Source organism: Nocardia vermiculata NBRC 100427, assembly GCF_001613265.1.
In the GTDB taxonomy this organism is placed as follows: domain Bacteria; phylum Actinomycetota; class Actinomycetes; order Mycobacteriales; family Mycobacteriaceae; genus Nocardia; species Nocardia vermiculata.
Window position 1 is genome coordinate 149469 of the sequence record NZ_BDCA01000008.1, and the last position, 24742, is coordinate 174210.

Sequence of the window (24742 nt, forward strand, 5' to 3'; positions counted from 1 at the left end):
TGGTCCGGCAGCGGTCGCCTCCGCTGTCGGTGCCGGTCGTTAACCTGGTTCTCGTGGCAGATCCCGCGACCTACCGCCCGGCACCGGGCACCATTCCCGTCGAACCCGGCGTCTACAAATTCCGGGATTCCTACCGACGGGTGATCTACGTCGGCAAGGCCAAGAGTCTGCGCAGTCGCCTGAATTCCTACTTCGCCGATGTGTCGTCGCTGCATCCACGGACCCGGCAGATGGTGACGACCGCCGCCAGTGTCGAGTGGACGGTGGTGTCGACGGAGGTCGAAGCGCTCCAGCTGGAGTACAACTGGATCAAGGAATTCGATCCGCGCTTCAATGTGCGCTACCGCGACGACAAGAGCTATCCGATGCTCGCGGTCAGTATGAACGAGGAATACCCGCGGGTGTTCGTCTACCGGGGTGCCCGCAAGAAGGGGGTGCGCTACTTCGGCCCCTACGCTCATGCCTGGGCCATCCGCGAAACGGTGGACCTGTTGTTGCGGGTGTTCCCGGTGCGTACCTGCTCGGCCGGAGTGTTCAAGCGGCACAGTCAGATCGGGCGTCCGTGCCTGCTCGGCTACATCGACAAGTGTTCGGCACCGTGCGTCGGCCGGGTCGACGCTGCCGAGCACCGGCGGATCGTGACGGACTTCTGTGACTTCCTGGCCGGGCGCACCGACCGTATGGTGCGGGAGCTGGAACGACGGATGCAGGTCGCGGCGGCGGATCTGGATTTCGAGACCGCGGCCCGCCTGCGCGACGACGTCGCGGCACTCAAACGGGCGCTGGAGAAACAAGCCGTGGTTCTCGGCACCGGCACCGACGCCGATGTGGTCGCCTTCGCCGCCGACGAACTCGAGGTCGCGGTGCAGATCTTCCATGTGCGAGACGGGCGAGTGCGCGGCCAGCGAGGGTGGGTCGTCGACAAGTCCGGTGATGCGGTCGACCTGAACTGGTCCGGTGGTGCCGGCGAACCGGCCCGGTCCGGCGCCGAGAGCGGGGAGTCCGCAGAGTTGGCGGCACTGGTCGAGCAGTTCGTCACCCAGTTCTACGGTGAGCAGGCCGCCTTCGCCGCGGACACCGATACCGAAACCCCGGCCACCGCGGTGCCGCGCGAGGTTCTGGTGCCCGCACTTCCCGGCGATCCCGATCAGGTGCAGGGCTGGCTGTCGTCGCTGCGCGGGTCGTCGGTGGCGCTGCGGGTGCCCCAGCGCGGGGACAAGAAGGCGCTGATGGAAACGGTGCAGCGCAACGCCCAGGAAGCGCTGGCCCAGCACAAGCTCAAGCGGGCCGGTGATCTGACCGCGAGATCGGCAGCGCTGCAAGGTATTCAGGACGCGCTCGACCTCGACAGTGCGCCGCTGCGGATCGAGTGCGTGGACATCAGTCACGTCCAGGGCACCGATGTGGTCGCCTCGCTGGTGGTGTTCGAAGACGGTCTGCCCCGTAAGTCCGAGTACCGCCACTATGCGATCAAGGAGGCGGCCGGGGAGGGGCGGTCCGACGACGTCGCCAGCATCGCCGAGGTCACTCGCCGGCGTTTTTACCGGTTGCGCCGCGATCTGGACGAGATGGGTGTTCCCCCGGCGGGCGCGGGCGGTGCCGATTCGACCGCGCCGGCGTGTGCGGGCGACGGTACCGCGGAGCGCTCACCCGTTCACGCCGGCGCCGAAGAGATCGCCGAGGCCGAGGCCGAACCGGCGGAGCTGCCTCCCGGTATCGATCCGCGCACCGGACGTCCACGCAAGTTCTCCTACCCGCCGAATCTGTACGTCGTCGACGGCGGCGCCCCGCAGGTCGCCGCGGCGGCCGAGGTGCTCGACGAGCTGGGCATCACCGATGTCGCGGTGATCGGGCTGGCCAAGCGTCTGGAGGAGGTGTGGGTGCCGGGGGAGCCGGATCCGGTGATCATGCCGCGCACCAGCGAATCGCTGTTCCTGTTGCAGCGGGTCCGCGACGAGGCGCATCGGTTCGCCATCACCTTCCACCGCAGCAAACGCTCACGGCGGATGACGGCGTCGGCGCTGGATTCCGTGCGCGGTCTGGGGGAAGCGCGCCGCACCGCCCTGGTCGGTCATTTCGGGTCGGTGGCGAAACTGAAGCAGGCTACGGTGGAGGAAATCACCGCGGTCCCGGGAATCGGGGTGGCGACGGCCGAGGCGGTACTCGCGGCTCTCAACACCGAATGACGGCTCGATTACGTCTCGGTGTCGTGGGCGGTGCGCGCTTCACCGGGCCGGTGCGGACGGGCAGGATGATCGAATGGCAGCCATGGACGGATCCGATAGGACATGACGAGCGTCGAATCGAACCCCGGTGCGAGCGCCGAACCAGCCCCCGGCACCCATCCCGTCGAGGTGGTCGTCGTCACCGGTCTCTCCGGTGCCGGACGCGGCACCGCCGCCCGGGTACTCGAGGATCTGGGCTGGTATGTCGCGGACAATCTCCCGCCGGAACTGATCGGCCGGTTGATCGAACTGGGGGCGGCGGCCGATCCACCGATCACCAAACTGGCCCTGGTCATGGATGTGCGCAGCCGGTTCTTCACCGGAGATCTTTCCGGGGTGACCGAGCAGCTGCGTGGCCGCGGCGTCGAGACCCGGGTGTTGTTCCTGGAGGCGTCCGACGATGTGCTGATCCGGCGGTTCGGGTTCGCGCGGCGGCGCCACCCGCTGCAGAGTGAGAGTGCCGACGGCACCTTGTCCGCGGGGATCGCCGCCGAACGACGCGCGCTGTCCAAGGTCAAAACCGCGGCGGATCTGGTGATCGACACGACCGCGCTGTCGGTCCATCAGCTGCATCGCAAACTCGAGGAGGCCTACGGGGGCGGTGTTCCGGCGGCCCTGCAGGTGACGATTCAATCCTTCGGATTCAAATACGGTGTTCCCCTGGACGCGGATATGGTGCTGGACGTGCGGTTTCTCCCGAACCCGCACTGGATTCCGGGGTTGCGCGAGCAGACCGGGCAGGACAACGCGGTACGTGAGTACGTATTGTCACGGCCCGGTGCCGACGACTATGTGAGTACCTGCAGGCATCTGGTCGACCTGACCACCAGCGGCTACCGCCAGGAGGGCAAGCGATATATGACCGTGGCAGTGGGATGTACCGGCGGTAAGCACCGCAGCGTGGCGATCGCCGAGCAGCTGGGTGAGTTACTGGGACGTCCCGACAGCGCCGCGACCGACGTCGTGCGAGTGGTACACCGGGACCTGGGGCGCGAGTGAGCGGCGCCGCGACCGGGGACGACGACCCTGCGGTGGTGGCTCTGGGCGGTGGACACGGGTTGTACGCCACTCTGAGTGCCGTCCGCCGGTTCACCCACGACATCACCGCCGTGGTGACTGTTGCCGACGACGGTGGGTCCTCCGGCCGGTTGCGTGCCGAACTGGGCATGCTTCCGCCCGGCGATCTGCGGATGGCATTGGCGGCGCTCGCCGAGGATCCGGAAGGGGTGTGGGCCCGTACCGTGCAGCACCGCTTCGGTGGCACCGGCGCGCTGGCCGGTCATTCGGTGGGCAATCTGGTGCTGGCCGGCCTGGCCGAGGTGCTGGGGGATCCGGTGGCCGCGCTGGGTGCGGCGGCGACGATCCTGCGCTGCACCGGCCGGGTGGTGCCGATGTCGCCGACCGCACTGACCATCGAAGCCGACGTGTCCGGACTGGAGGCCGATCCGCGGGTGAGCCGGTGCATTCGCGGGCAGGTTGCCGTCGCCACCACGCCCGGCAAGGTCCGCCGGGTACGGCTCATCCCGTCCGATCCGCCGACCGTTCCGGAAGCGCTCGCTGCGATCGAGCACGCCGATGCGGTGATATTGGGTCCTGGATCGTGGTTCACCAGCGTGATTCCGCATATGCTCGTGCCCGATTTGCGGGCCGCGCTGATGCACTCCGACGCGGTGAAAGTGCTGGTCCTGAACCTGGCTGCGGAGCCGGGTGAGACCGCGGGATTCTCCGCGGAACGACATTTACATGTATTGTCCCAGCACGCACCGGATTTCGCTGTCGACCACGTTCTCGTGGATTCGGGCTCCGTACCGGAAGGTAGGGAACGCGAACATGTGGCAAGAGCTGCCGAACAGCTGCGCGCACGAGTAACCTTCGCTGATGTCGCCGAGGCGGGGACGGACCGGCACCACCCCGGGAAGCTGGCCGCCGCACTGGATCAGCTGGTCCGCCAACCTCGGCCGGAATTGGCAGGGCTTCGAGTCGAAGGACGGCATCCGGTCCAGCAGGTGCGGTCCGTATCGGGTGGAAAGGAGCGGGTCTCGTGGCGATGACAGCCGAGGTGAAGGACGAGTTGAGCCGTCTGTCCGTCTCGCAGGTGAGTGCACGCAAGGCGGAACTATCGGCGCTACTCCGGTTCGCCGGCGGTCTGCATATCGTCGGCGGTCGGGTGATCGTCGAGGCCGAGGTCGATATGGGTTCGATCGCACGCCGGCTACGGCGTGAGATCTTCGAGCTCTACGGCTACGGGTCGGATGTGCACGTGCTGGGTGCGGGTGGTTTACGTAAAACCTCCCGCTATGTCGTGCGGGTGTCCAAGGAGGGGGAGGCGCTGGCTCGGCAGACCGGGTTGCTCGATGTGCGCGGTCGTCCGGTGCGGGGCCTACCCGCGCAGGTCGTCGGCGGCAGCATCAACGACTCCGAGGCCGCATGGCGCGGCGCCTTCCTGGCACACGGATCGCTGACCGAACCAGGACGGTCCTCGGCGCTGGAGGTGAGCTGTCCCGGTCCCGAGGCCGCATTGGCCCTGGTCGGCGCCGCCCGCCGCATGGGGATCTCGGCAAAGGCCCGCGAGGTCCGCGGCACCGACCGTGTGGTCGTGCGCGACGGCGAGGCGATCGGCGCGCTGCTGACCCGGATGGGCGCCCAGGATACCCGCCTGACCTGGGAGGAGCGCCGCATGCGGCGCGAAGTGCGGGCCACGGCCAACCGCCTGGCCAACTTCGACGACGCCAATCTGCGTCGGTCGGCACGGGCTGCGGTTGCCGCGGCGGCGCGGGTGGAGCGGGCGCTGGAAATCCTCGCCGAGGACGTTCCCGATCATCTGGCCGCGGCCGGGCGGTTGCGGGTGCAGCACCGCCAGGCCTCCCTGGAGGAACTGGGACAGCTGGCCGATCCGCCCATGACCAAGGACGCCGTCGCCGGCCGCATTCGCCGATTGCTGTCCATGGCGGATCGCCGGGCGAAGGAACTCGGTATTCCCGACACCGAGTCGGCCGTGACCGCGGAGTTGCTCGAAGACGCGTGAGCGTTTTGAACGCGTTCGGCCGCGGCCGATTTGGCCTCACCGCCGCCGTAGTGCGGCGGTGATGTCGCGGCAGGGGCGTGTCCGGCGTCTCACAGCCGGGCATTAGGGTGGTCTTACATCGGAATGAATCCGCTTGAAAGCTGAGGAGCGATAACGTGACAGTCCGGGTAGGGATCAACGGCTTCGGTCGTATCGGGCGCAACTTCTTCCGGGCGGTAGAGGCGCAGAAGGCGCTGGGTACCACCGATATCGAGATCGTCGCGGTCAACGACCTCACCGACAACGCGACCCTCGCCACGCTGCTGAAGTACGACTCGATCCTCGGCCGTCTGCCGAAGGACGTGTCGCTCGACGGTGAGGACACCATCGTGGTGGGCGACCAGCGGATCAAGGCGCTGGCCATCAAGGAAGGCCCGGCGGCGTTGCCCTGGGGCGACCTGGGAGTCGACGTGGTGGTCGAGTCGACCGGTATTTTCACCGACGCGACCAAGGCCAAGGGACACCTGGCCGCCGGCGCCAAGAAGGTGATCATCTCCGCGCCCGCCAAGGGTGAGGACATCACCATCGTGATGGGCGTCAACGACGACAAGTACGACGGTAGCCAGAACATCATCTCCAACGCGTCCTGCACGACGAACTGCCTCGGCCCGCTGGCCAAGGTGCTGCACGACGAGTTCGGCATCGTCAAGGGCCTGATGACCACCATTCACGCCTACACGCAGGACCAGAACCTGCAGGACGGCCCGCACAGCGATCTGCGCCGTGCCCGCGCCGCCGCCCTGAACATCGTGCCCACCGGCACCGGCGCCGCCAAGGCGATCGGTCTGGTACTGCCCGAGCTGCAGGGCAAGCTGGACGGTTACGCGCTGCGCGTTCCGGTGCCGACGGGCTCGGTCACCGATCTGACCGCCAACCTGGCCAAGTCGGCGAGCCTGGACGACGTCAACGCCGCGATGAAGGCCGCTGCCGAGGGGCCGCTGCGGGGCATCCTGAAGTACAACACCGACCCGATCGTCTCGAGTGACATCGTCACCGACCCGCACTCCTCGATCTACGATGCGCCGCTGACCAAGGTCATCGACGATCAGGTCAAGGTCGTGTCGTGGTACGACAACGAGTGGGGCTACTCGAACCGTCTCGCCGACCTCATCGGCCTGGTCGGGAAGTCGCTGTAATCGAGATGACGGTCAAGACTCTTCAGGATCTCCTCGCCGAGGGCGTCGAGGGCCGGGGCGTACTCGTACGCTCCGACCTGAACGTTCCCCTCGACAACGGGCAGATCACGGACCCGGGCCGGATCATCGCCTCGGTTCCCACCATCAAGACGCTCGCCGAGGCGGGCGCCAAGGTTGTCGTCACCGCACATCTGGGCCGCCCGAAGGGTGAGCCGGATCCGGCGCTGTCGCTGGCGCCGGTGGCCGCGAAACTCGGCGAGGAGCTGGGCCGCAACGTGCAACTGGCCGGCGATGTGGTCGGTCAGGACGCGCTCGCGCGGTCGGAGGGCCTCACCGACGGCGACGTCCTGCTGCTGGAGAACATCCGCTTCGATCCGCGGGAGACCAGCAAGGACGACGCACAGCGGCAGAAGCTGGCTCGTGCGCTGGTCGAACTGGTCGGCGACGACGGTGCGTTCGTCTCCGACGGATTCGGTGTCGTGCACCGCAAGCAGGCCTCGGTCTACGACGTGGCAGAACTGCTGCCGCACTACGCCGGCACCCTGGTGGCCGCGGAAGTGGATGTGCTGCGCAAGCTCACGACCGATACCGAGCGGCCCTACGCGGTGGTGCTCGGTGGCTCCAAGGTGTCGGACAAGCTCGCGGTGATCGAGGCGCTGGCCCCCAAGGTGGACACCCTCGTCATCGGCGGCGGCATGTGTTTCACATTCCTTGCTGCGCAGGGCATCTCGGTCGGCTCCTCGCTGTTGCAGGAGGAGATGATCGACACCTGCAAGGATCTGCTCGAGCGCTTCGCCGATGTGATCCACCTGCCGGTCGATATCGTGGCGGCAGCGAAATTCGCCGCCGACGCCGAGACGAAGACGGTGGCGGCCGACGAGATTCCCGACGGCTGGATGGGTCTGGACATCGGACCGGAGTCGGCGAAGCGGTTCGCCGCCTTGCTGACCGAGGCCCGCACGGTGTTCTGGAACGGTCCGATGGGCGTGTTCGAGTTCGAGGCCTTCGCCGCGGGTACCCGCGCCGTAGCCGAGGCCCTGGTCACTGCCACCGGGAAGGGTGCGTTCACCGTCGTCGGTGGCGGCGATTCCGCCGCGGCCGTGCGCACTCTGGGTTTGCCGGAGGACGGGTTCTCCCACATCTCCACCGGCGGTGGCGCCTCGCTGGAATATCTGGAGGGCAAACAACTTCCGGGAATCAGCGTATTGGAAGACGGGGAGGCCTGAGATGGCACGCAAACCGCTCATCGCCGGCAACTGGAAGATGAACCTCAACCACCTCGAGGCCATCGCTCTGGTGCAGAAGATCGCCTTCGCGCTGCCGGACAAGTACTTCGACAAGGTCGATGTCACGGTCATTCCGCCGTTCACCGACATTCGTAGTGTCCAGACCCTCATCGAGGGTGACCGGCTGCGGATCACCTTCGGCGCGCAGGACGTGTCGGTGCACGAATCCGGTGCCTACACCGGTGAGATCAGCGCGGCCATGCTGGCGAAGCTGTCCTGCAGCTACGTCGTGGTCGGGCATTCGGAACGCCGGCAGTACCACACCGAGGACGATGCCACGGTGCTGGAGAAGGCCAAGAAGGTGCTGCAGTACGAGATGACCCCCATCGTGTGCATCGGTGAGGGACTCGGCGTGCGTGAGGCGCAAACCCATGTGGAATACAACCTCGAGCAGCTTCGGGGTTCGCTGAAGGGACTGTCCGCCGAGCAGATCGCGAAGGTGGTCATCGCCTACGAGCCGGTCTGGGCGATCGGCACCGGCCGCGTCGCCACTCCGGCCGACGCCCAGGAAGTGTGCGGTGCGCTGCGTACCGAACTGGTGCAGCTCGCCGGCGAGGAGGTTGCCGCGAGTGTGCGCATCCTCTACGGGGGCTCGGTCAATGCCAAGAATGTCGGCGAGTTGATCGCATCTCCCGATATCGACGGTGCGCTCGTCGGTGGCGCGTCGCTCAAGGGTGACGAGTTCGCCACGCTGTCGGCGATTGCCGCGGGTGGCCCGCTGCCCTGATCGCGGCGGCAGCGCTCGCCTGGAAACACGTTCTCGGCCCCGGATCCGTCGCCGACGGAACCGGGGCCGAGGTCGTATTCGGGCCGGACGGGTACGGGTCAGACCTTGCGGGCCACTGCTCCCAGCATGGAGACCGCTTGCGGTCGTGGGTGGGCACGACGAGACTCGGTGGGCCAGTTGATGATCGAACCGATGCCGGGTTCGATCAGTTCGAGCCCGTCGAAGAATCGGCCGAACTCCTCGGTCGAGCGCAACCGGAACGGAATACCGCTGCGTTCGTTGGCCTCCGCGCTCTGTGCGAGATCTTCTTCGGACAGATAGTCGCTGGTGGCCTGCGACATGACCAGATAGCTGCCCGGTGCCAGTGCCTCGAGCAATTGCCGCACCACGTCGTAGGGTCTGTCGTCGTCGGTGAAGAAGTGCACCACCGCCAGCATGATCAGCGCGACCGGGCGGGACAGATCCAGGGTGGCGAGCAGATCCGGGTGGGTGAGGATACTGTGCGGGTCGCGGGCGTCGGCCTCCAGATACGCCGTGGCACCCTCGGGGGATCCGGCGAGCAGGCTGCGCGCGTGCAGTGCGACGATCGGATCGTTGTCGACGTAGACGACGTGGGCATCGGGGGCGATCTCGCGGACGATCTCGTGCACGTTGCCGGCGGTGGGTAAACCCGCGCCCAGATCGAGGAACTGCCGAATGCCCGCCTCGGCCGCGAGATATTCGACGGCGCGCCGCAGGAATGCTCGGTTCTCCAACGCCGCGATCTGAACACTGGGGAAGCCCTCGGCCACCATTTCGGCTGAGGCACGATCGGCCTCGAAATTGTCCTTGCCGCCCAGCCAGTAGTCGTACCGCCGGGCCGGGTGCGGGGTCGTGATATCGATTCCGGGTGGTGCCACCGGGTCCTTGCGGGGGTCGGGTGATCCGGCGACCGGCTCCATGAGTTTTTCCTCTCGTCGACGGCAACGGGCGAAGATCGACTACTGTCATCCTGTCAGCTCGGATGGCCAACCGGCGCGGCCACCCGCCGCGCGGCTGCGGAGGATGGGAAATGTCGGCGACCACGTCACTGCAATTCAGCCCGTACGATCTCGGAGTTCACGAAGATCCGTATCCGATCTACGAGCGACTGCGCGGCGAGGCCCCGGTGTTCCACAACGCCGACGACGATTTCTGGGCACTCTCGCGCTACTCGGATGTGATTGCCGCACTGCGTGATTCGGACCGGTTCTCCAGTGTCAACGGGATGCGGATGGAACCGGGGTTCTGGGGGCCGCAGGCCGAACAGTTCTTCTCCTTCGTGGCCATGGACCCGCCGAAGCACACCCGGATGCGCGGCCTGGTCGCGCGCGCCTTCACCGTCCGGCGCGTCCAGGCGCTGGCCCCCCGGGTGCGTGAGATCGCCACCAGCCTGCTGACGCCGCTGCTGGAGCGCGGCAGCTTCGACCTGATGGCCGAATTCGCCGGGCCGTATCCGACCGAAGTCATCTCCGAACTGGTCGGCGTGCCCAGTGCGGATCGTGACCTGGTACGCAACCTCGGCATGCAGGTGATGTACACCCCCGAAGGGGCGACCGAGCCGGGACCCGAAGCGATGCAGGCCATCGGCGCACTGGTGGGTTACTACACCGAACTGACCATCGAGCGAGCGAAGAATCCGGCCGACGACCTGCTCTCGGGGCTCATTGCCGCCGCGGACGGGGAGGACAAGCTCACACCCGAGGAGATCGTCGGGGTCCTCATCCTGCTGATCGGCGCGGGTATCGAAACGACCATGCTGACGCTGGGCAACCTGTGGCACGCGGCGTGGGCGCATCCGGGTCAGCGTGCCGCCGCCCTGGGCGGGCGGGTGGACGACTGGATCGCCGAGGGCATGCGCTACGACCCCGCGACCCAGTCGCATCTGCGCAGCACGACCGAGCCGATCGACTTGCACGGCGTGACGATCCCGTCGGGCGCACGGATGTTGCTGCTGACCGGTTCCGCCAATCGGGACCCTGAGGTCTTCGACCGGCCCGGCGTCTTCGATCTCGATCGTGACACCGGAAAGTCACTCGTCTTCGGCAGCGGCCGCCACCACTGTCTCGGCTCCAACCTGGGCTTGCTGGAACTGCGGACGGTGCTCGGCGAGATCAGCGCCCGGGTCGCCGACTACGAGATCGACCCCGCTGGGCTGCGGCGCATCCATTCGTCCAACAACCGTGGCTTCGAGGCGCTGCCGACGACGGTGACGCTGCGCTGATTCCGCTCACCCTCGGGCCGGCGGTGTCGATTCGAGCAGGTGGTGCGCCGCCGCGACGATGGTCGCTTCGCTCAGGAGCACCAGATTCGCCGCCGGGCCCAGCGGGACGAAGCAGTCGTCGCTGGTGACCCGGGCGATCCGGCCACCGAATCGGTGATCGACCAGTGCGGTGCACACCGACTCGGATACTCCACCACTCCTGCGTGTCTCGTCGGCGATCAGCACGGCACCGGTGGCGTCGGCATGGTGTAGTAGGTCGTCGACGGGAAGCGGTGCGAGCCACCGCAGATCGAGCACGCGGGCGTGAATACCACTGTCCGCCAGGCGTTGTGCTGCGCGCAGGCTCATCGGCACGCCGTTGGCGAAGGTGACGATGGTGAGATCGGCTCCGTCGCCGTGGATTCGAGCCCGCCACGGTGTCGTCGGCTCCGCTTCGGGAGTGGCGAGCCAGCCATCGTCGCCGGTGCGGTACAGATCGCGGGTGTGGTAGAGCGCGATCGGCTCCAGGTAGAGGCACACTCTCGAGTCCGTGCGTGCGAGTTGCACACAACTGCGGAGCAGGGCCGCGGCATCATCGGCGCGGGCAGGTGCGGCGACGATCAGGCCGGGGATATCACGGAGTGCGGCAATGGAATTGTCGTTGTGGAAGTGCCCGCCGAAGCCACGCTGGTAGGCGAAGGAGGCGATCCGTACCACCATCGGATTCTGGTATCGGCCCGCCGAGAAGTAGCGCAAGGTCGCGGCTTCGCCGCGAATCTGGTCGAGGGCATTGTGCACATAGGCCAGGTACTGGATCTCGGGAATCGGCAGGAAACCGGCCGAACCGGTGCCGAGCGCGGTGCCGAGCACGCTCTGCTCGTCCAGCAGGGTGTCGAAGACCCGGCGCGCACCGAATGTGCGCTGCAGTCCCTTGGTGACGCCGTAGACACCGCCTTTGCGGCCGACATCCTCCCCGAACACCAGGACGTCGGGGTCCTCACGCAGCAGTTCGGAGAGGGTGTGGTTGATCGACTGCGCCACTGTCGTCGGCGCCGGACGATCGGTGCCACCCGTGCATGATGCGGGCGAATCCTGCTCGCCCCGAACCGGTTCCGGTGTGTGATCCGGAACCCTGGTATCGCCGAATGCCAGCGGGGCGCGTACCGCGCGCGCCGAGTTCAGCCGTGGTTCCCGGGCCGCTCGGGTCTCTTCCTCGGCAACCCGCGCGCCGATCGCATCGTAGCGGTCGAGGATCTCCTCGGGGCTGGTCGCGCCCGCCGCGACCAGGAGCCGGGCGGTCGCGGCTACCGGGTCACGACGGAGGTCCGTGTCGATCTCGGCCCGCGTACGGTACGCCGATTCCACATCCGAGCCCGCGTGGCCGAGTAGGCGGACGGTGCGCAGGCGCAGCAGCGCCGGGCGGCGCGACGAACGGACCCATGCCACCGCCTCGCCGGCCACGGTCAGCGCCTGCGGCAGATCCGATCCGTCGGCATCGAAGTAGCGCAGTTCCGGCCGCGAGCCGAAGGCCGACTCGATCCAGTCCGGGGGAGTGGGCACACTGATGCCGAGGCCGTTGTCCTCACAGACGAACAGCACGGGCATGGCGATGCCCTGATGGGCGGTGTGTATCGCGGTATTGATCGCGCCGGCGGCCGTCGAATGGTTGGCGGAGGCGTCGCCGAATGTGCACAGCACCACGGCGTCGTGCGGCCACGGAGTGGTCCGGCCGAGTCGGCGGGCGCGGTCGATCGCGAAGGCCAGACCGACCGCTCTCGGTAGATGGGAGGCGATGGTGGAGGTTTGCGGGAGCACCGCCGCCGGTGCGCTGCCGAAGACCTTGTGCCGCCCGCCCGATATCGGATCCGCGGCGGCGGCCACCACTCCCAGCAGCACATCGCGGATCGGGTCCGTGCCGCCGAGCCGGGTGCAGCGCCGCACGAAGAATGCGCCGGAGCGGTAGTGCAGCAGGGCGGGATCGGTGGTGCGCAGGGCCTGCGCGAGGACTGCGTTGCCTTCGTGGCCGCTGGAACCGATGCTGTAGTAGCCGGATCCCGCCGCGCCCAGGCGCCGGGCCGCCAGATCCAGATGCCGGCTGCTCGCCTGCGCATCGAACAGTTCCAGACAGGTGCCGATGGTGAGGGGGCCGTCCGCGGTGAGTGGTTCGCCGTGGCCACGCGCCGGTCCGGGTGGTGTCGCCCGTACTCCGGCGCGCAGCAGCTCGTCCAGCAGTTTCTCCGGTTCGGCGGGCACCCCTCCATCATGTTGCCGGTGGGTGCGCCGGCGCGGGATTTCCGCGCCCGCCGCCGTGTACTAGTGCCCGGCGCCGGACTCTGCGGTGCCGGTATGCCCGGCCAGTAGCGCGCTGAACGGCGTCACCGCGCCGACATGGTTGCCGGAGTGACGCGCGCGGGTGGGTTCGGGCAGGAATCCCGCGACTCCGGTCGGCACCGCGACCACCAGGGCGGCGAATTCTCCCGCCGCTCGGTGGATGCGTTCACCGAGCCCGGTCGAGCCGAAATCCTCGGTGGCCGCGAAGACGCCGGTCGGCACGACGACGGCGCGCAGGTAGGTGAACAGCGGCCGCATCGCGTGCTCGAGCACGAGGGCGTGCCGGGCCGTCCCGGCGGTGGCCGCGATCAGTACGGGCATGCCGTTGAGTGATTCGGTGTCGAGGATGTCGACGAACATCTTGAACAACCCGGAATAGCTCGCGGCGAAGACCGGGGTGACCGCGATGACGCCGTCGGCCGCTGTCACCTTCTCGCGTGCGGCCGCCACCGCGGGGGTTGGGACACCGCCCGATGCCATCGTGGCGGCGAGATCGGCGGCCAGTTCCCGCAATTCGATGAATTCGAATTCGACGGCCTCGCCGCGGGCCGCGACGGCCGAGGACGCCGCGTCGGCGAGCTGATCGGCCAGCAGCCGGGTGCTGGACGGTTGTGACAATCCGGCGGTGAGTACCACAACGGTGTGCGACATGGGTGACATCCTCTTTCGATACCGAGTTCGTGGATCAGGCCTGTTCGGCGGCGGCGAGCAGTCGCTCCCGGGCCGGCTCGACCAGATGGTGCGGCGAATCCGCTCCGGCGGCCACGAGCGACGCGTGGGTCGGGGGATCGCTGGGGACGTGCGCGGGGCGGCGCGTCTCGAACTCCTTGCGCAGCACCGGAACGACCTCGCGACCCAGGATTTCGACCTGTTCGAGCACCACGTCCAGGGGCAGGCCCGCATGGTCGATGAGGAACATCTGCCGCTGGTAGTCGCCCACGTAATCGGCGAACCCCAGGGTCCGTTCGATGACCTGCTCCGGAGTGCCGACGGTCAGTGGCGTCATCTCGGTGAAATCCTCGAGCGACGGGCCGTGCCCGTAGACCGGTGCGTTGTCGAAGTAGGGCCGGAAGAACTTCTTGGCCGCAGCCTCGGTGTCGGCCATGAACACCTGGCCGCCCAAGCCGACGATCGCCTGCTCGGCCGCGCCGTGCCCGTAGTGTTCGAACCGCTGCCGGTACAACCGCACCATCTCCTGGGTGTGTTCCTTGTTCCAGAAGATGTGGTTGTGGAAGAAGCCGTCGCCGTAGTAGGCGGCTTGTTCGGCGATTTCCGGGGAGCGGATCGAGCCGTGCCAGACGAACGGTGGGGTGCCGTCCAGTGGTGCCGGGGTGGAGGTGAAGCCTTGCAGTGGGGTGCGGAACTGGCCCTGCCAGTTGACGACGGGTTCGCGCCACAGCCGGCGTAGCAGGTGGTAGTTCTCGACGGCGAGGTCGATGCCCTTGCGGATGTCCTTGCCGAACCAGGGGTAGACCGGTCCGGTGTTGCCGCGGCCCATCATCAGGTCGACGCGGCCGCGGGAGAGGTGCTGCAGCATGGCGTAGTCCTCGGCGATCTTCACCGGGTCGTTGGTGGTGATCAGCGTGGTCGAGGTGGACAGCTGCAGTTTCTCGGTGCGGGCGGCGACCCAGCCGAGCATGGTGGTGGGCGAGGACGGGACGAACGGTGGGTTGTGGTGCTCGCCGGTGGCGAACACGTCCAGGCCGACCTCTTCGGCCTTCAGTGCCAGTTGCATCATGGAGTCGATGCGTTCGCCTTCGGTGGGTGTGGTGCCGGTGGTGGGGTCGGCGGTGACGTCACCGACGGTGAAGATGCCGAACTGCATGGCCGCCTCCTCGCGGGTAGTGATTCAAAGTTCAATCACCTGAACGAGGTGGGCGGCCGGAGTATTCCTTGACATATCCGGGACATATCCGGTCAGGCGGGATCGGGCTCATCGGATGGTGATGCCGACGAGCGCTCGGGAGGCATGTCTCACCGCTCGGAGGCGGCGGACAGGTAGTTCTTCCATCCTCCGTACTCGGAGATATCGGGTGCATCCCGGACGGATTCGAAGTCGCAGGCGAAGCCTGTCACCCATTCGCCGTCGTCCAGTTCGATCTTGCCCAGCGCCATGGGGGACGGAAGTCCGCTCAGGAACCTGCCGAGGGCGGCATGGGAGAGGCGATACAGTTCGCCGGGAAGACAACGGCCGCCGGAACCGACGCGCAGCAGCCCGGGCTTCGGCGGGGTGGCGGGCAGTGCGACCATCCGGTACGCGGCCGACGTCGCCACTTCTGCGACGAAGCGGGCGCGGGCCTGTTCCAGTTGGTGGTGCAGCGGGAGACCGCGCAGGTGGGCGCCGACAACGAGCAGGTCGGCGCCGGTGTCGGTGAGCAGGGGAGCGGGTGTGCCGAGCAGCCGGGCGGCGAGGTCGATACCGATCTGATCGGCGAAGGCGGGCGTGACGAACATGACCCCGAACGGGTCGCCCTCGGTGGTGTTCGTACCCGGCACCGCCACTGCGGCCAGGTCGAGCAGGTTGCAGAAATTGGTGAAGGTGCCCATCCGGCTGTTGATGGTGATGGGTTCGGCCGCCACCGCGTCGAGGGTCGGATGCTCGGTGGTGGTGGGCAGCAGTAGGGCGGGGTATTCGGCGAACAGGCTGCGAGCAGTGGCCGCGGCGCGAGTGAGACGGTCGAGATCGGTGACGTAGGAGTGCGCGGTGGGGCGGGCACCGCCCGTGATGATGGCGGAGACGACCGGATCGGCGCCTTCGGGTGTGCCGCTGAGGAATTCGCCGACAGCGGCGTAACGCTGGGCGACGATCGCACCGTCGTAGAGGAGTCTCGCGGCGTCCAGCAGTTCGGCGATATCGACCGCGGCGACAGTGCCACCGTGTGCTCGCCAGCGCTCGACAGTAGCGTCGAAGGCGGCGCGGTAGCCGGGGGTCAGGGATGTCAGGTTGTCGTCGGTGGGGACGGCAAGCGTCGGCCGTGATGGCGCGCCGAGGGGCGTATCGGAAGGCCAGGGCCGGGAACGGGGATCGGCCGGGTCCGGACCGATCATGGTGTTCGCGACCTTCGTGGCAAGGGGCAGATCGCGGGCGAAGACCGTGATGGCGTCGTAGTCGGGGCAGGCGGGGACCAAGCCGGTGGTGGGGATCAGTCCGAGGGTCGGTTTGATACCGACGATACCGTTCAGCGCGGCCGGGACCCGGCCGGATCCGGCGGTATCGGTGCCCAGGGCGGCGTCGACGATATCGAGGGCGACCGCGACTGCCGAACCGGAACTGCTGCCGCCGGAGATCCGGTCGGGGAAACGACTGTTGCGGACCGCGCCGTAGGGGCTGCGGGTACCGACCAGACCGGTGGCGAACTGGTCGAGATTGGTTTTACCCAGGACGAGTGCACCCTGCTCGATCAACCGCACCACGGCAGGGGCCGTGTGGTCCGGAATGTGGGCGAAACCGGGGCACGCACAGGTCGTGGGGATACCGGCAATATCGATATTGTCTTTGACCGCTATGAGAACTCCGGCCAGGGGCAGCTCGTCACCCTGTTCGACCCGGGCGTCGAGCGCCGTGGCCTCGGACAACACCTCGGCTTCGGCGCGCAGCGAGATCCAGATCTCGGGCCGGTCCTGCTCCGCGATGACCCGATAGGCGGTGGCGACTCGCTCGGCTGCCGTCACAGTCACAGCGTGATCCGTTGTGCGGGGTCCACGGGCGAAGTCAGCGGTGCCACCGGCGTCCGGGGTGGCGGGGGCCGTGCCGGACGCGCCGCCCGGGCCGGTGCCGGCTCCGTCGGACGACTCGAGGGAGGCCAGAGGTAGCTTCTCCATTGTTATGCCGCTCCTTGGGGGTCTACGGCGACCAGAGGTGCGCCGGTCGTCACTTGGTCGCCTGCGGTGGCGGTGATCGCGCGGACAGTTCCGGAGACTTCCGCCACCACAGGCAGCTCCATCTTCATGGCCTCGAGCACGAGCAGGGTCGTACCGGCCTCGACGCGATCTCCCTCGGCTACTTCCACCCGCCACACATTCGCCATCATGGGCGCGCTGACGATTTCGCAGCCTTCGGGGAGGGGGAGGGTATCGGCGGTATCAGGGACCGGATCCGGTTCGGCGTGGGAGTTGAGTTCACCGCCGGCCTCCCAGCGCTGTCGCTCGGCGGTGAACGCGGCCTGCCGGGTTTCCGCGGTGGCGGCGATATCGACGGCGTGCTCCGCCAGGAATTCTAGATGCTCGGCCATCGCGAATTCGCCGACGCTCGTGCGCATCTCGAAACGCCCCGCTGACATATCGGCGCGCAGATCGAGCAGCTCTTCGGCCGAGACCGGATACCAGCTGATGCGGTCGAAGAATCGGAACAGCCACGGTTTACCGGTTTCGAACGGAGCGCGCTGCCGATAACCGGACCAGATAGGGACAGTGCGGCCGATGAGCTGGTAGCCGCCGGGGGATTCCATACCGTAGACGCACAGGTAATTGCCGCCGATACCGACGGCGTCGGAGGGGGTCCAGGTGCGGGCGGGATTGTATTTGGTGGTCACCAGGCGGTGGCGCGGGTCCAGCGGGACGGCCAGCGGTGCGCCGAGGTAGACATCGCCGAGGCCGAGCACCATGTACTGGGCGTCGAAAACGAGACCGCGGACCTCGTCGATACTGTCGAGACCGTTGACGCGGCGGATGAACTCGATATTCGACGGCAGCCAGGGGGCGTCGGGCCGGACGCCGTGACCGTATCGTTCGATGGCCTGCACGATGCTCGGATCGTCGAAGGACAGCGGTAGCTCGACATGGCGGCTGGGGACGCGGAGATCGGCGGTATCGGGAATATCGTCCTCGAGTTCGCCGAGCAGCCGGACCACGGAGCGTTGATCGATGACATCGGCGTCGAAATGCACATGCAGGGTACGCACACCGGGGGTGATATCGATCAGGCCGGGGAGGGCGGCCTGTCCGAGGCGTTCGCTCAGGGCGTGCACGCGCATACGCAGGCCGAGGTCGAGTTCCATCGGGCCGTATTCGACCAGGACATTGTCGTCTCCGCCGCGCAGGTACTTGACCTCCGGGGTGCCGGCACCGGCGTCGCGGCGGCCGAGCACACCGCTGTCCGCCTCGCGGGCGCCGAGGAATTCGGGGGTGGACACATTACGGCCACGCAGTGCCGGTGACGAGCGGAAACCGGCGGTGTGGTCATCGGCGACCGGGACGAAACGTACCTGGTCGCCGGGGCACATCTGGCCCAGTTTCCAGCGGTGCGCGGAAACCACCGTGAGTGGGCAGGCGAAACCGCCCAGGCTGGGGCCGTCGGGACCGAGCAGGATCGGGGTGTCGCCGGAGAGGTTGAGCGCGCCGACGCTGTAAGGGCAGTCGTGCAGATTCGAGGGATGCAGTCCGGCGTCGCCGCCGTCGGTGCGTGACCAGGTCGGTTTCGGGCCGGCCAGGCGCAGACCGGTGCGGTTGGCGTGGGCTTGCACCTGCCAGGTGGCGTCGTAGAACTGGGCGATATCGGCCGGGGTGAAGTAGTCGGGTGCGGGCTGGGGACCCTCGCCTACCCCGACGTACCAGGTGTGCCCGAATTCGGGGCGGTCCTCGGCGGGGATGGGCGCGGGGTTCAGTAGACCGCCGGCGTCGGGTTTGATGCCGAGGATATCGCCTTTCGCGACGGCGCGGCCGGTGATACCGCCGAATCCGCCGAGGGTGAAAGTCGCTGCGCTGCCGTGATAGTCGGGAGCGAGGATACCGCCGCGGACCGCGAGGTAGGTGCGCAGACCGGTGTCGTGGGGGGCGCCGATATCGAGAACCGAACCGGCGGGCACGATGATCGGCTCCCACATGGGCACGGGTTCGCCGTCCACGGTGATCGGGGCTTCGGCGCCGGTGACGCAGACGATCGTGGTGTCGGTACAGCGTAGGCGCGGACCGAGCAGCGTCGCCTCGAGGCCGTTCTCGCCGAGCGAATTGCCGACGGCGTGGTTGGCGAGCTGGAAGGACAGATCGTCGAAGGCGCCCGAGGGTGGGATGCCGACGTTCCAGAGCCCGAGGCGGCCGGGATAGTCCTGGATGGTGGTGGAGACGCCGGCACGCAGGATCTCCAGGCGGGGCCGAATCGTGGCCAGACTACCGAGGGTCGCGGTGGTGTGCCGGGCGTCGAGCATGGGGGAGCTGGTGGCGGCGGCGCGTAACTGGGGCAGGTTGGTGGTGATACCGAACATACGGGTTTCGTCGAGCGCCGCGCGGAGCCGGTGCAGGGCCTCGGTGCGGCTCTCACCTGCCGTGATGATCTTGGCGATCAGTGGGTCGTAGTAGGGGCTGATCTCGGTACCGGTTTCGACCCAGGTCTCCACTCGCGTATCCGCGCCGGGGATCTCGACGCCGGTGAGGGTACCGGCGCCGGGGCGGTAGTCGTTACCGGGATCCTCCGCGTAGACGCGGGCCTCCACGGCGAAACCGGCGAGGGGTGGGCCGGCGTCGGGAACCTCGTCGAGGAACGCGGAATCCCCGCCCGCCAGCCGCAACATCCACTCGACCAGATCCACACCCGTCACGGCCTCGGTGACCGGATGTTCCACCTGCAGCCGGGTATTCACCTCCAGGAACGATGCCTCTCCACGATCCACGTCGTAGATGAATTCGACGGTTCCGGCGGACCGGTAGCCGAACTCGCCGAGCAGCTTCCGGCTCGATTCGAGCAGCCGTTCGCTGACGGTATAGGAGAGCCCGGGGGCGGGCGCCTCCTCGATGACCTTCTGATTTCGCCGCTGCAGACTGCAATCGCGAGTACCCAGGGATACCGCGCGACCCCGTCCGTCCCCGAAGATCTGCACCTCTACGTGCCGGGCGCGGGCAACGAATCGTTCCAGATACACCGCCGAGGAGCCGAAGTTGTGCTGCGCCAACCGGATCACGCGCTGGAAGGTCTCGGTGAGTTCCGCGGGGTCGGCGCAGGCCGCCATCCCGATACCGCCGCCGCCCCCGGCCGTCTTGAGCATCACCGGGTAGCCGATCCGATCGGCCTCCGCCAGTGCCTCGTCGAGCCCCGCGAGCAACCCGCTCCCGGCGACCAGCGGCACACCCGCCGCCGCGGCGGCCTGGCGGGCGCTGTGCTTATCGCCGAAGAGTCGCAGATGTTCGGCGGCCGGCCCGACGAAAGCGATACCCGCCGCTTCCACTTCCGCCGCGAAATCGGCGTTCTCGGAAAGGAACCCGTAACCGGGGTGGATCGCCGTCGCCCCACTGGACAACGCCGCTTCGATCACGGCCTCGGCGCGCAGATAGGACTCCGCCGCCGGTGCGGGGCCCAGCCGGACCGCGCGATCGGCCATCCGCACATGCCGGGAATCCTCGTCGGCATCGGAGAACACCGCGACCGTATCGATCCCCAGCCGCCGCGCGGTGCGCAGGATACGGCAGGCGATCTCACCGCGATTGGCGATCAGCAGACATTCGGGCAGCGGCGTATGCAGTGGGGTATACAACTGCGGGGCGGTCTCGGTCACGGTCGATCCTCTCGGCGTGGACAGTGCCGGCTACCGGGGTAGCCGGGAAAATCAGGTTGTGGTCGCGCGGGCCAGGCGGGTCAGCTGGAGTACCTGACCGGCCCGGTCGGCCACCACGCGGCGGGATTGGTCGATATGGGCGAGGAGCTGCTCGCGGGCGTTGGTGAAGTCGCGCTGCAGGACGGCCTCGCCGATGGCGATGTGCTCGTCGATGGTGGCGAGCATGCGGTCGGGGGTCAGGTAGTCGAACATCCGGACCGGGCGGATCCGGGCGTTCACCGTGCGCAGGGCCTCGGTGAGGGCGTGGTTACCCGAAGATGCCAGCAGGACGGTGTGGAACTGTTCGTCGGCGTCGACGAAACCGGCATCCGGTTCCGGGGGCGCGGTCCGGAAGGCGCGCCACCGGTCGAGCTCCGGACCGAGCACGGCCCGGTCGTGGCCCAGATCAGGATCGTCGAGTACGCGGGCGATGCCCTGGACTTCCAGGGTGATCCGCAACTCGTAGTAGTCACCCAGGGTGTCCAGGCGGGGCCGATACGGGAACAAACCGGCGTCACGGCGTTCGACGAGACCGTCGGCCTGCAACCGGGCCAGCGCCTCCCGCACCGGAGTCCGGGAGACGCCGTAGCGTTCGCCCAGCCGTTCCTCGCCGAGCCGCTCGTCCGGTGCCAGCGCGCCGCCCATCAGTTCGTCGCGCAACGCCTTGTACACAGTGTCGCTACGGGATTCGCGTTTGCTTCGTGGTTCGGTCACGACGCGCAGCCTAAAGAGTCATGGCGGCGCGAACGGTGTCGACGGCACCGGCACCACCCTCCCCGGTCGAGGTGACCCGGCCGCTCTCCAGTACGTAATACCGGCTGGCCGCGCGCAGTGCGAAGCCGATGTGCTGCTCCACCAGCAGCACCCCGAGCCCACCGCGCCCCACCAGTTCGGTGATGGTGTTCTCGATCTCGGCGACCACCGACGGCTGGATGCCCTCGGTGGGTTCGTCGAGGATGAGCATGCGTGGTTCGGTGATGAGTGCGCGGGCGATGGCCAGCTGCTGGCGCTGCCCGCCGGACAACAGCCCGGCGCGACGGTTGCGCAGATCCTTCAGCGCCGGAAACAGATCCAGTTGCTCGTCGATCAACGCCGCGCCCCGTTGACGGCCGTCGGCCACCACGCGCAGATTCTCGGCGGTGGTGAGATGACCGAAGCACTGCTGACCTTGGGGAACATAGGCAATCCCGCGTTTGACCCGCGCACTGGGGCGCAGCGAGGTGATATCGGTGCCGTCGAACCGGATCCGGCCGCGACCGGTTTTCACCAGTCCGACCGCGGCACGCAGCAGGGTGGTCTTCCCGGCCCCGTTGTGTCCCATGATCGCGGCGACCCCGTCGGCCGGGACCTCTACCCCGACCCCGTGCACCACCTCGGTGCGTCCGTATCCGGCGTGGACGTCGATGAGTTCGAGCATCGCGGTCACCCTTCCTGTTCTTCCGCGACGGCGGCCGTACCCAGGTACGCCTCCTGCACGGCGGGATCGGCCTGCACCTCGGCCACCGACCCCTCGGCGAGGATCGCGCCGCGGGCCAGCACCGTCACCGAGGTGGCGAAGTTGCGCATGAAATCCATATCGTGTTCGACCACGACGACCGTGCGTTCACCGCCGATACGGCGCAGCAGGTTGCCGGTTTCCTCCCGCTCCTGCTGGCTCATCCCGGCGACGGGTTCGTCCAGCAGCAGCACCGAGGCGTCCTGGACCAGCAGCATGCCGATTTCGAGCCACTGTTTCTGGCCGTGGGCCAGCGTTCCGGCGGGTTTGTTCCGCAGCGTGGTCAGCCCGATCGTTTCCAGCGCCCGCTCGACCGATTCCGAAACCTCGGCCGGGCGGCGGCGCAGCATGGTCCACACCGACCGGCCTGCCCCCGCGGCGATATCGAGGTTTTGCAGGACCGACAGTTCCTCGAACACGCTCGCGGTCTGGAAGGTGCGGCCCACCCCCAGCCGGGCGATCCGGTGCACCTTCTTGCCCAGTAGTTCGACTCCGGATTTCTGCACCGACCCGGTGGCCGACACCAAACCGGTGATCGCGTCGATGATGGTGGTCTTGCCGGCGCCATTGGGTCCGATGAGGAACCGCAGATCCCCTTGGAAGAGGGTCAGGTCGACATTCGATACGGCTTTGAATCCGTCGAATTCGACACTCAGGCCCCGGACTTCCAGATAATCGCTGTGCATACCGGCGTTGCCACCCGCGACCGGTGCGGTGGTTGTTTCCTGGGTCATGACGGCACTCCCACCGGGGTAGCGGCTGCTGGTTGCGGCGCCGGCCCAGGGGGTGCCGGATCCTCGTCCGCACGGCGTTTCCGCCGTCGCAGCAGAGTGACCAGGCCCGCCAGGCCCGCCGGGAAGAACCCGACCACGACGATGAAGAGGATGCCCTGCGCATACACCCAGCCCGAGGGGAAGCTCTCCGACAAGCTGGTCTGCGCCCAGGCCACCGCGATCGCACCCAGTACCGGGCCGAGCAGAGTCGTGCGGCCACCGATCGCAACCCCGGTGAGGAACGCGATGGACGGCACGATCCCGATATCGGCGGGAGAGATGATCCCCACGATCGGTACGAACAACGCCCCGGCGATACCGGCGAACAGCGCGGCCACCGCATACGCGACCACCTTGACGTTGGCCGGGTCGTAGCCGAGGAAACGCACCCGTTCCTCCTGATCGCGCACCGCGACCAGCAGTTCGCCGTACCGGCTGTACATCAGCTGCCGGGTCAGCGCCACGATCACCAGCAGGGTGCCGGCAGCGATGAAGAACAGCAGCCGCCGGTTGATCGGATCGTTGAGCGCCAGCCCGAAGAAGCTGCGGAACCGGTTGAGCCCGTTACTGCCGCCGGTGGACTGCTGGCCGACCAGCAGGATCGCGAAGGCCGCCGCCAGCGCCTGCGACAGGATCGCGAAATAGGCGCCCTTGACCTTGCGTTTGAACACGCCCAGTCCCAGCAGGACCGCTACCAGTGGTGGAACGATCAAGATCCCCAGGATCGTCACCACCGGCGACGAGAACGGAACCCAATATGCCGGCAGCTCACCGATTCCCGCGATCTGCATGAAATCGGGTACATCGTCGCCGCGCAGCTGGGCGTCGGAGATCTTCAGATGCATCGCCATGATGTACGCGCCGAGCCCGAAGAACACGCCCTGACCGAGGGTGAGCATTCCGCCCCGCCCCCAGGCCACACCGATCCCGACCGCGACGATGCCGAAGCACAGGAACTTACCGAGCAGATTGAGCCGGAAATCGGAGAGCACCACGGGCGCCACCGCGAACAACAGCACGGCGGCCAGCGCGAACCCCGAACAGACCTTCCAGCGGGTGGTCAGGAATTCCCTCATACCAGACTCCTCGACCGGATCATGAACAGTCCCTGCGGGCGGACCTGCAGGAAGATCACGATGACGACGAATACGATCACCTTTGCCACCGAGGCGGTGGTGCTGTATTCGATGAACGAATTCAGCAGTCCCAGCGCCACCGCGGCCAGTACCGCACCCCGGATCTGCCCGAGGCCGCCGATCACCACCACCAGGAAGGCGTCGACCAGATAGTTGGCGCCGGTATTGGAACTGGTGGAACCGATCAACGTCAGCGCCACACCTGCCACACCGGCGAGACCGGAACCGATGAAGAACGTCGTGATATCGGTGCTGCGGCTGGAGATTCCGCTCGTTTCGGCAAGATCACGATGCTGTACGACGGCGCGGATACGCCGGCCCGTTGCGGTGTACTTCATGGTCACCGCGATGGCCGTCACGCACAGCACCGCGAGCAGCATGATGAAGATCCGGGTCTTGGGGACCACGGCCCCCAGGATCTCCACCCCGCCACCGAGCCATTCCGGGGAGACCACGCGGACCGCGGGCGCACCGAAGATATCCCGGGCCGCCTGCTGCAGGATCAGGCCCACCCCGAAGGTCACCAGCAAGGTATCCAGCGGCCGGTCGTACATTCGTTTGATCAGTGTTACCTCGAGGACGGCACCCATGAGACCGCCGACCAGGAACCCGACCAGCAGCGACACGATCAACGATATATCGGTGTTCGACACCAGATACGTCTGCACCGTGTAGGCCGTATACGACCCCGACATGATGAACGCGCCGTGGGCCATGTTGATCACGCCCATCTGCCCGAAGGTCAGCGACAACCCGAGGGCCGCCAGCAGCAGAACGGATCCCAAGCTCAGACCGGTGAAAAGCTGCCCGACAAGTGCTTCCATC

Annotated in this window: 19 protein-coding genes; 8 read left to right on the forward strand and 11 right to left on the reverse strand. The window is 67.5% G+C overall.

The features are described from left to right. Positions 1–53 precede the first annotated feature (53 nt). The 7 genes from uvrC to tpiA all read left to right on the forward strand — a co-directional run bounded on the left by uvrC (position 54) and on the right by tpiA (position 8438). A complete protein-coding gene (gene uvrC, locus NV2_RS12585; RefSeq protein ID WP_067872307.1) occupies positions 54–2186 on the forward strand; it encodes an excinuclease ABC subunit UvrC in 2133 nt (710 codons plus the stop codon). Positions 2187–2288: 102 nt separating this feature from the next. After that, positions 2289–3224, forward strand: coding sequence for an RNase adapter RapZ (gene rapZ / locus NV2_RS12590; protein WP_067872310.1), 936 nt, complete (start codon positions 2289–2291; stop codon positions 3222–3224). Beyond that, a complete protein-coding gene (locus tag NV2_RS12595) occupies positions 3221–4276 on the forward strand; it encodes a gluconeogenesis factor YvcK family protein (RefSeq protein WP_067872313.1) in 1056 nt (351 codons plus the stop codon). Before rapZ ends, NV2_RS12595 begins: the two co-directional genes overlap by 4 nt. Continuing rightward, positions 4267–5250 (forward strand): DNA-binding protein WhiA, encoded by a 984-nt coding sequence (gene whiA / locus NV2_RS12600; RefSeq protein WP_067872315.1) that lies wholly within the window; start codon positions 4267–4269, stop codon positions 5248–5250. The genes NV2_RS12595 and whiA overlap by 10 nt, the downstream gene beginning before the upstream one ends. Positions 5251–5405: 155 nt before the next feature. Then, entirely contained in the window at positions 5406–6425 is a 1020-nt protein-coding gene (gene gap, locus NV2_RS12605; protein WP_067872318.1) for a type I glyceraldehyde-3-phosphate dehydrogenase, read from the forward strand. A gap of 5 nt (positions 6426–6430) precedes the next feature. Then, entirely contained in the window at positions 6431–7651 is a 1221-nt protein-coding gene (locus NV2_RS12610; protein ID WP_067872321.1) for a phosphoglycerate kinase, read from the forward strand. A 1-nt stretch (position 7652) separates the two neighbouring features. Further along, positions 7653–8438, forward strand: a complete 786-nt coding sequence (gene tpiA, locus NV2_RS12615) for a triose-phosphate isomerase (RefSeq protein ID WP_067872324.1) — start codon at positions 7653–7655, stop codon at positions 8436–8438. A gap of 98 nt (positions 8439–8536) precedes the next feature. Here the strand turns inward: tpiA and NV2_RS12620 are convergent, their stop codons facing one another. Next, positions 8537–9379 carry an SAM-dependent methyltransferase gene (locus NV2_RS12620; protein ID WP_067872327.1) on the reverse strand — a complete coding sequence of 281 codons (843 nt, stop codon included), beginning with the start codon at positions 9377–9379 and terminating at the stop codon, positions 8537–8539. 110 nt (positions 9380–9489) lie between these two features. Here NV2_RS12620 and NV2_RS12625 point away from each other — a divergent pair, with 110 nt between their 5' ends. Further along, positions 9490–10680: a cytochrome P450 gene (locus NV2_RS12625; protein WP_067872593.1), complete on the forward strand. Its 1191-nt coding sequence runs from the start codon at positions 9490–9492 to the stop codon at positions 10678–10680. A gap of 6 nt (positions 10681–10686) precedes the next feature. On the opposite strand, the gene NV2_RS12630 is transcribed toward NV2_RS12625, so the two are convergent. The 10 genes from NV2_RS12630 to urtB all read right to left on the reverse strand — a co-directional run bounded on the left by NV2_RS12630 (position 10687) and on the right by urtB (position 24741). Further along, positions 10687–12912 carry a thiamine pyrophosphate-dependent enzyme gene (locus NV2_RS12630; RefSeq protein ID WP_373863558.1) on the reverse strand — a complete coding sequence of 742 codons (2226 nt, stop codon included), beginning with the start codon at positions 12910–12912 and terminating at the stop codon, positions 10687–10689. Positions 12913–12972: 60 nt separating this feature from the next. Then, positions 12973–13641, reverse strand: coding sequence for a CE1759 family FMN reductase (locus NV2_RS12635; RefSeq protein ID WP_067872330.1), 669 nt, complete (start codon positions 13639–13641; stop codon positions 12973–12975). A gap of 34 nt (positions 13642–13675) precedes the next feature. Further along, positions 13676–14815: an LLM class flavin-dependent oxidoreductase gene (locus NV2_RS12640; protein WP_067872332.1), complete on the reverse strand. Its 1140-nt coding sequence runs from the start codon at positions 14813–14815 to the stop codon at positions 13676–13678. A 149-nt stretch (positions 14816–14964) separates the two neighbouring features. Then, entirely contained in the window at positions 14965–16668 is a 1704-nt protein-coding gene (gene atzF / locus NV2_RS12645; RefSeq protein WP_067872597.1) for an allophanate hydrolase, read from the reverse strand. 146 nt (positions 16669–16814) lie between these two features. Beyond that, positions 16815–20474, reverse strand: coding sequence for an urea carboxylase (uca, locus tag NV2_RS12650; protein ID WP_245662570.1), 3660 nt, complete (start codon positions 20472–20474; stop codon positions 16815–16817). A gap of 51 nt (positions 20475–20525) precedes the next feature. Continuing rightward, positions 20526–21227 carry a GntR family transcriptional regulator gene (locus NV2_RS12655; RefSeq protein ID WP_281198535.1) on the reverse strand — a complete coding sequence of 234 codons (702 nt, stop codon included), beginning with the start codon at positions 21225–21227 and terminating at the stop codon, positions 20526–20528. A gap of 10 nt (positions 21228–21237) precedes the next feature. After that, positions 21238–21930, reverse strand: a complete 693-nt coding sequence (urtE, locus tag NV2_RS12660) for an urea ABC transporter ATP-binding subunit UrtE (protein WP_067872609.1) — start codon at positions 21928–21930, stop codon at positions 21238–21240. Between the two features lie 5 nt (positions 21931–21935). Further along, positions 21936–22742: an urea ABC transporter ATP-binding protein UrtD gene (gene urtD / locus NV2_RS12665; RefSeq protein WP_067872335.1), complete on the reverse strand. Its 807-nt coding sequence runs from the start codon at positions 22740–22742 to the stop codon at positions 21936–21938. Next, positions 22739–23857 (reverse strand): urea ABC transporter permease subunit UrtC, encoded by a 1119-nt coding sequence (gene urtC / locus NV2_RS12670; protein ID WP_067872337.1) that lies wholly within the window; start codon positions 23855–23857, stop codon positions 22739–22741. Before urtC ends, urtD begins: the two co-directional genes overlap by 4 nt. After that, positions 23854–24741, reverse strand: a complete 888-nt coding sequence (gene urtB / locus NV2_RS12675; protein ID WP_067872606.1) for an urea ABC transporter permease subunit UrtB — start codon at positions 24739–24741, stop codon at positions 23854–23856. The genes urtC and urtB overlap by 4 nt, the downstream gene beginning before the upstream one ends. Position 24742: the final 1 nt, after the last annotated feature.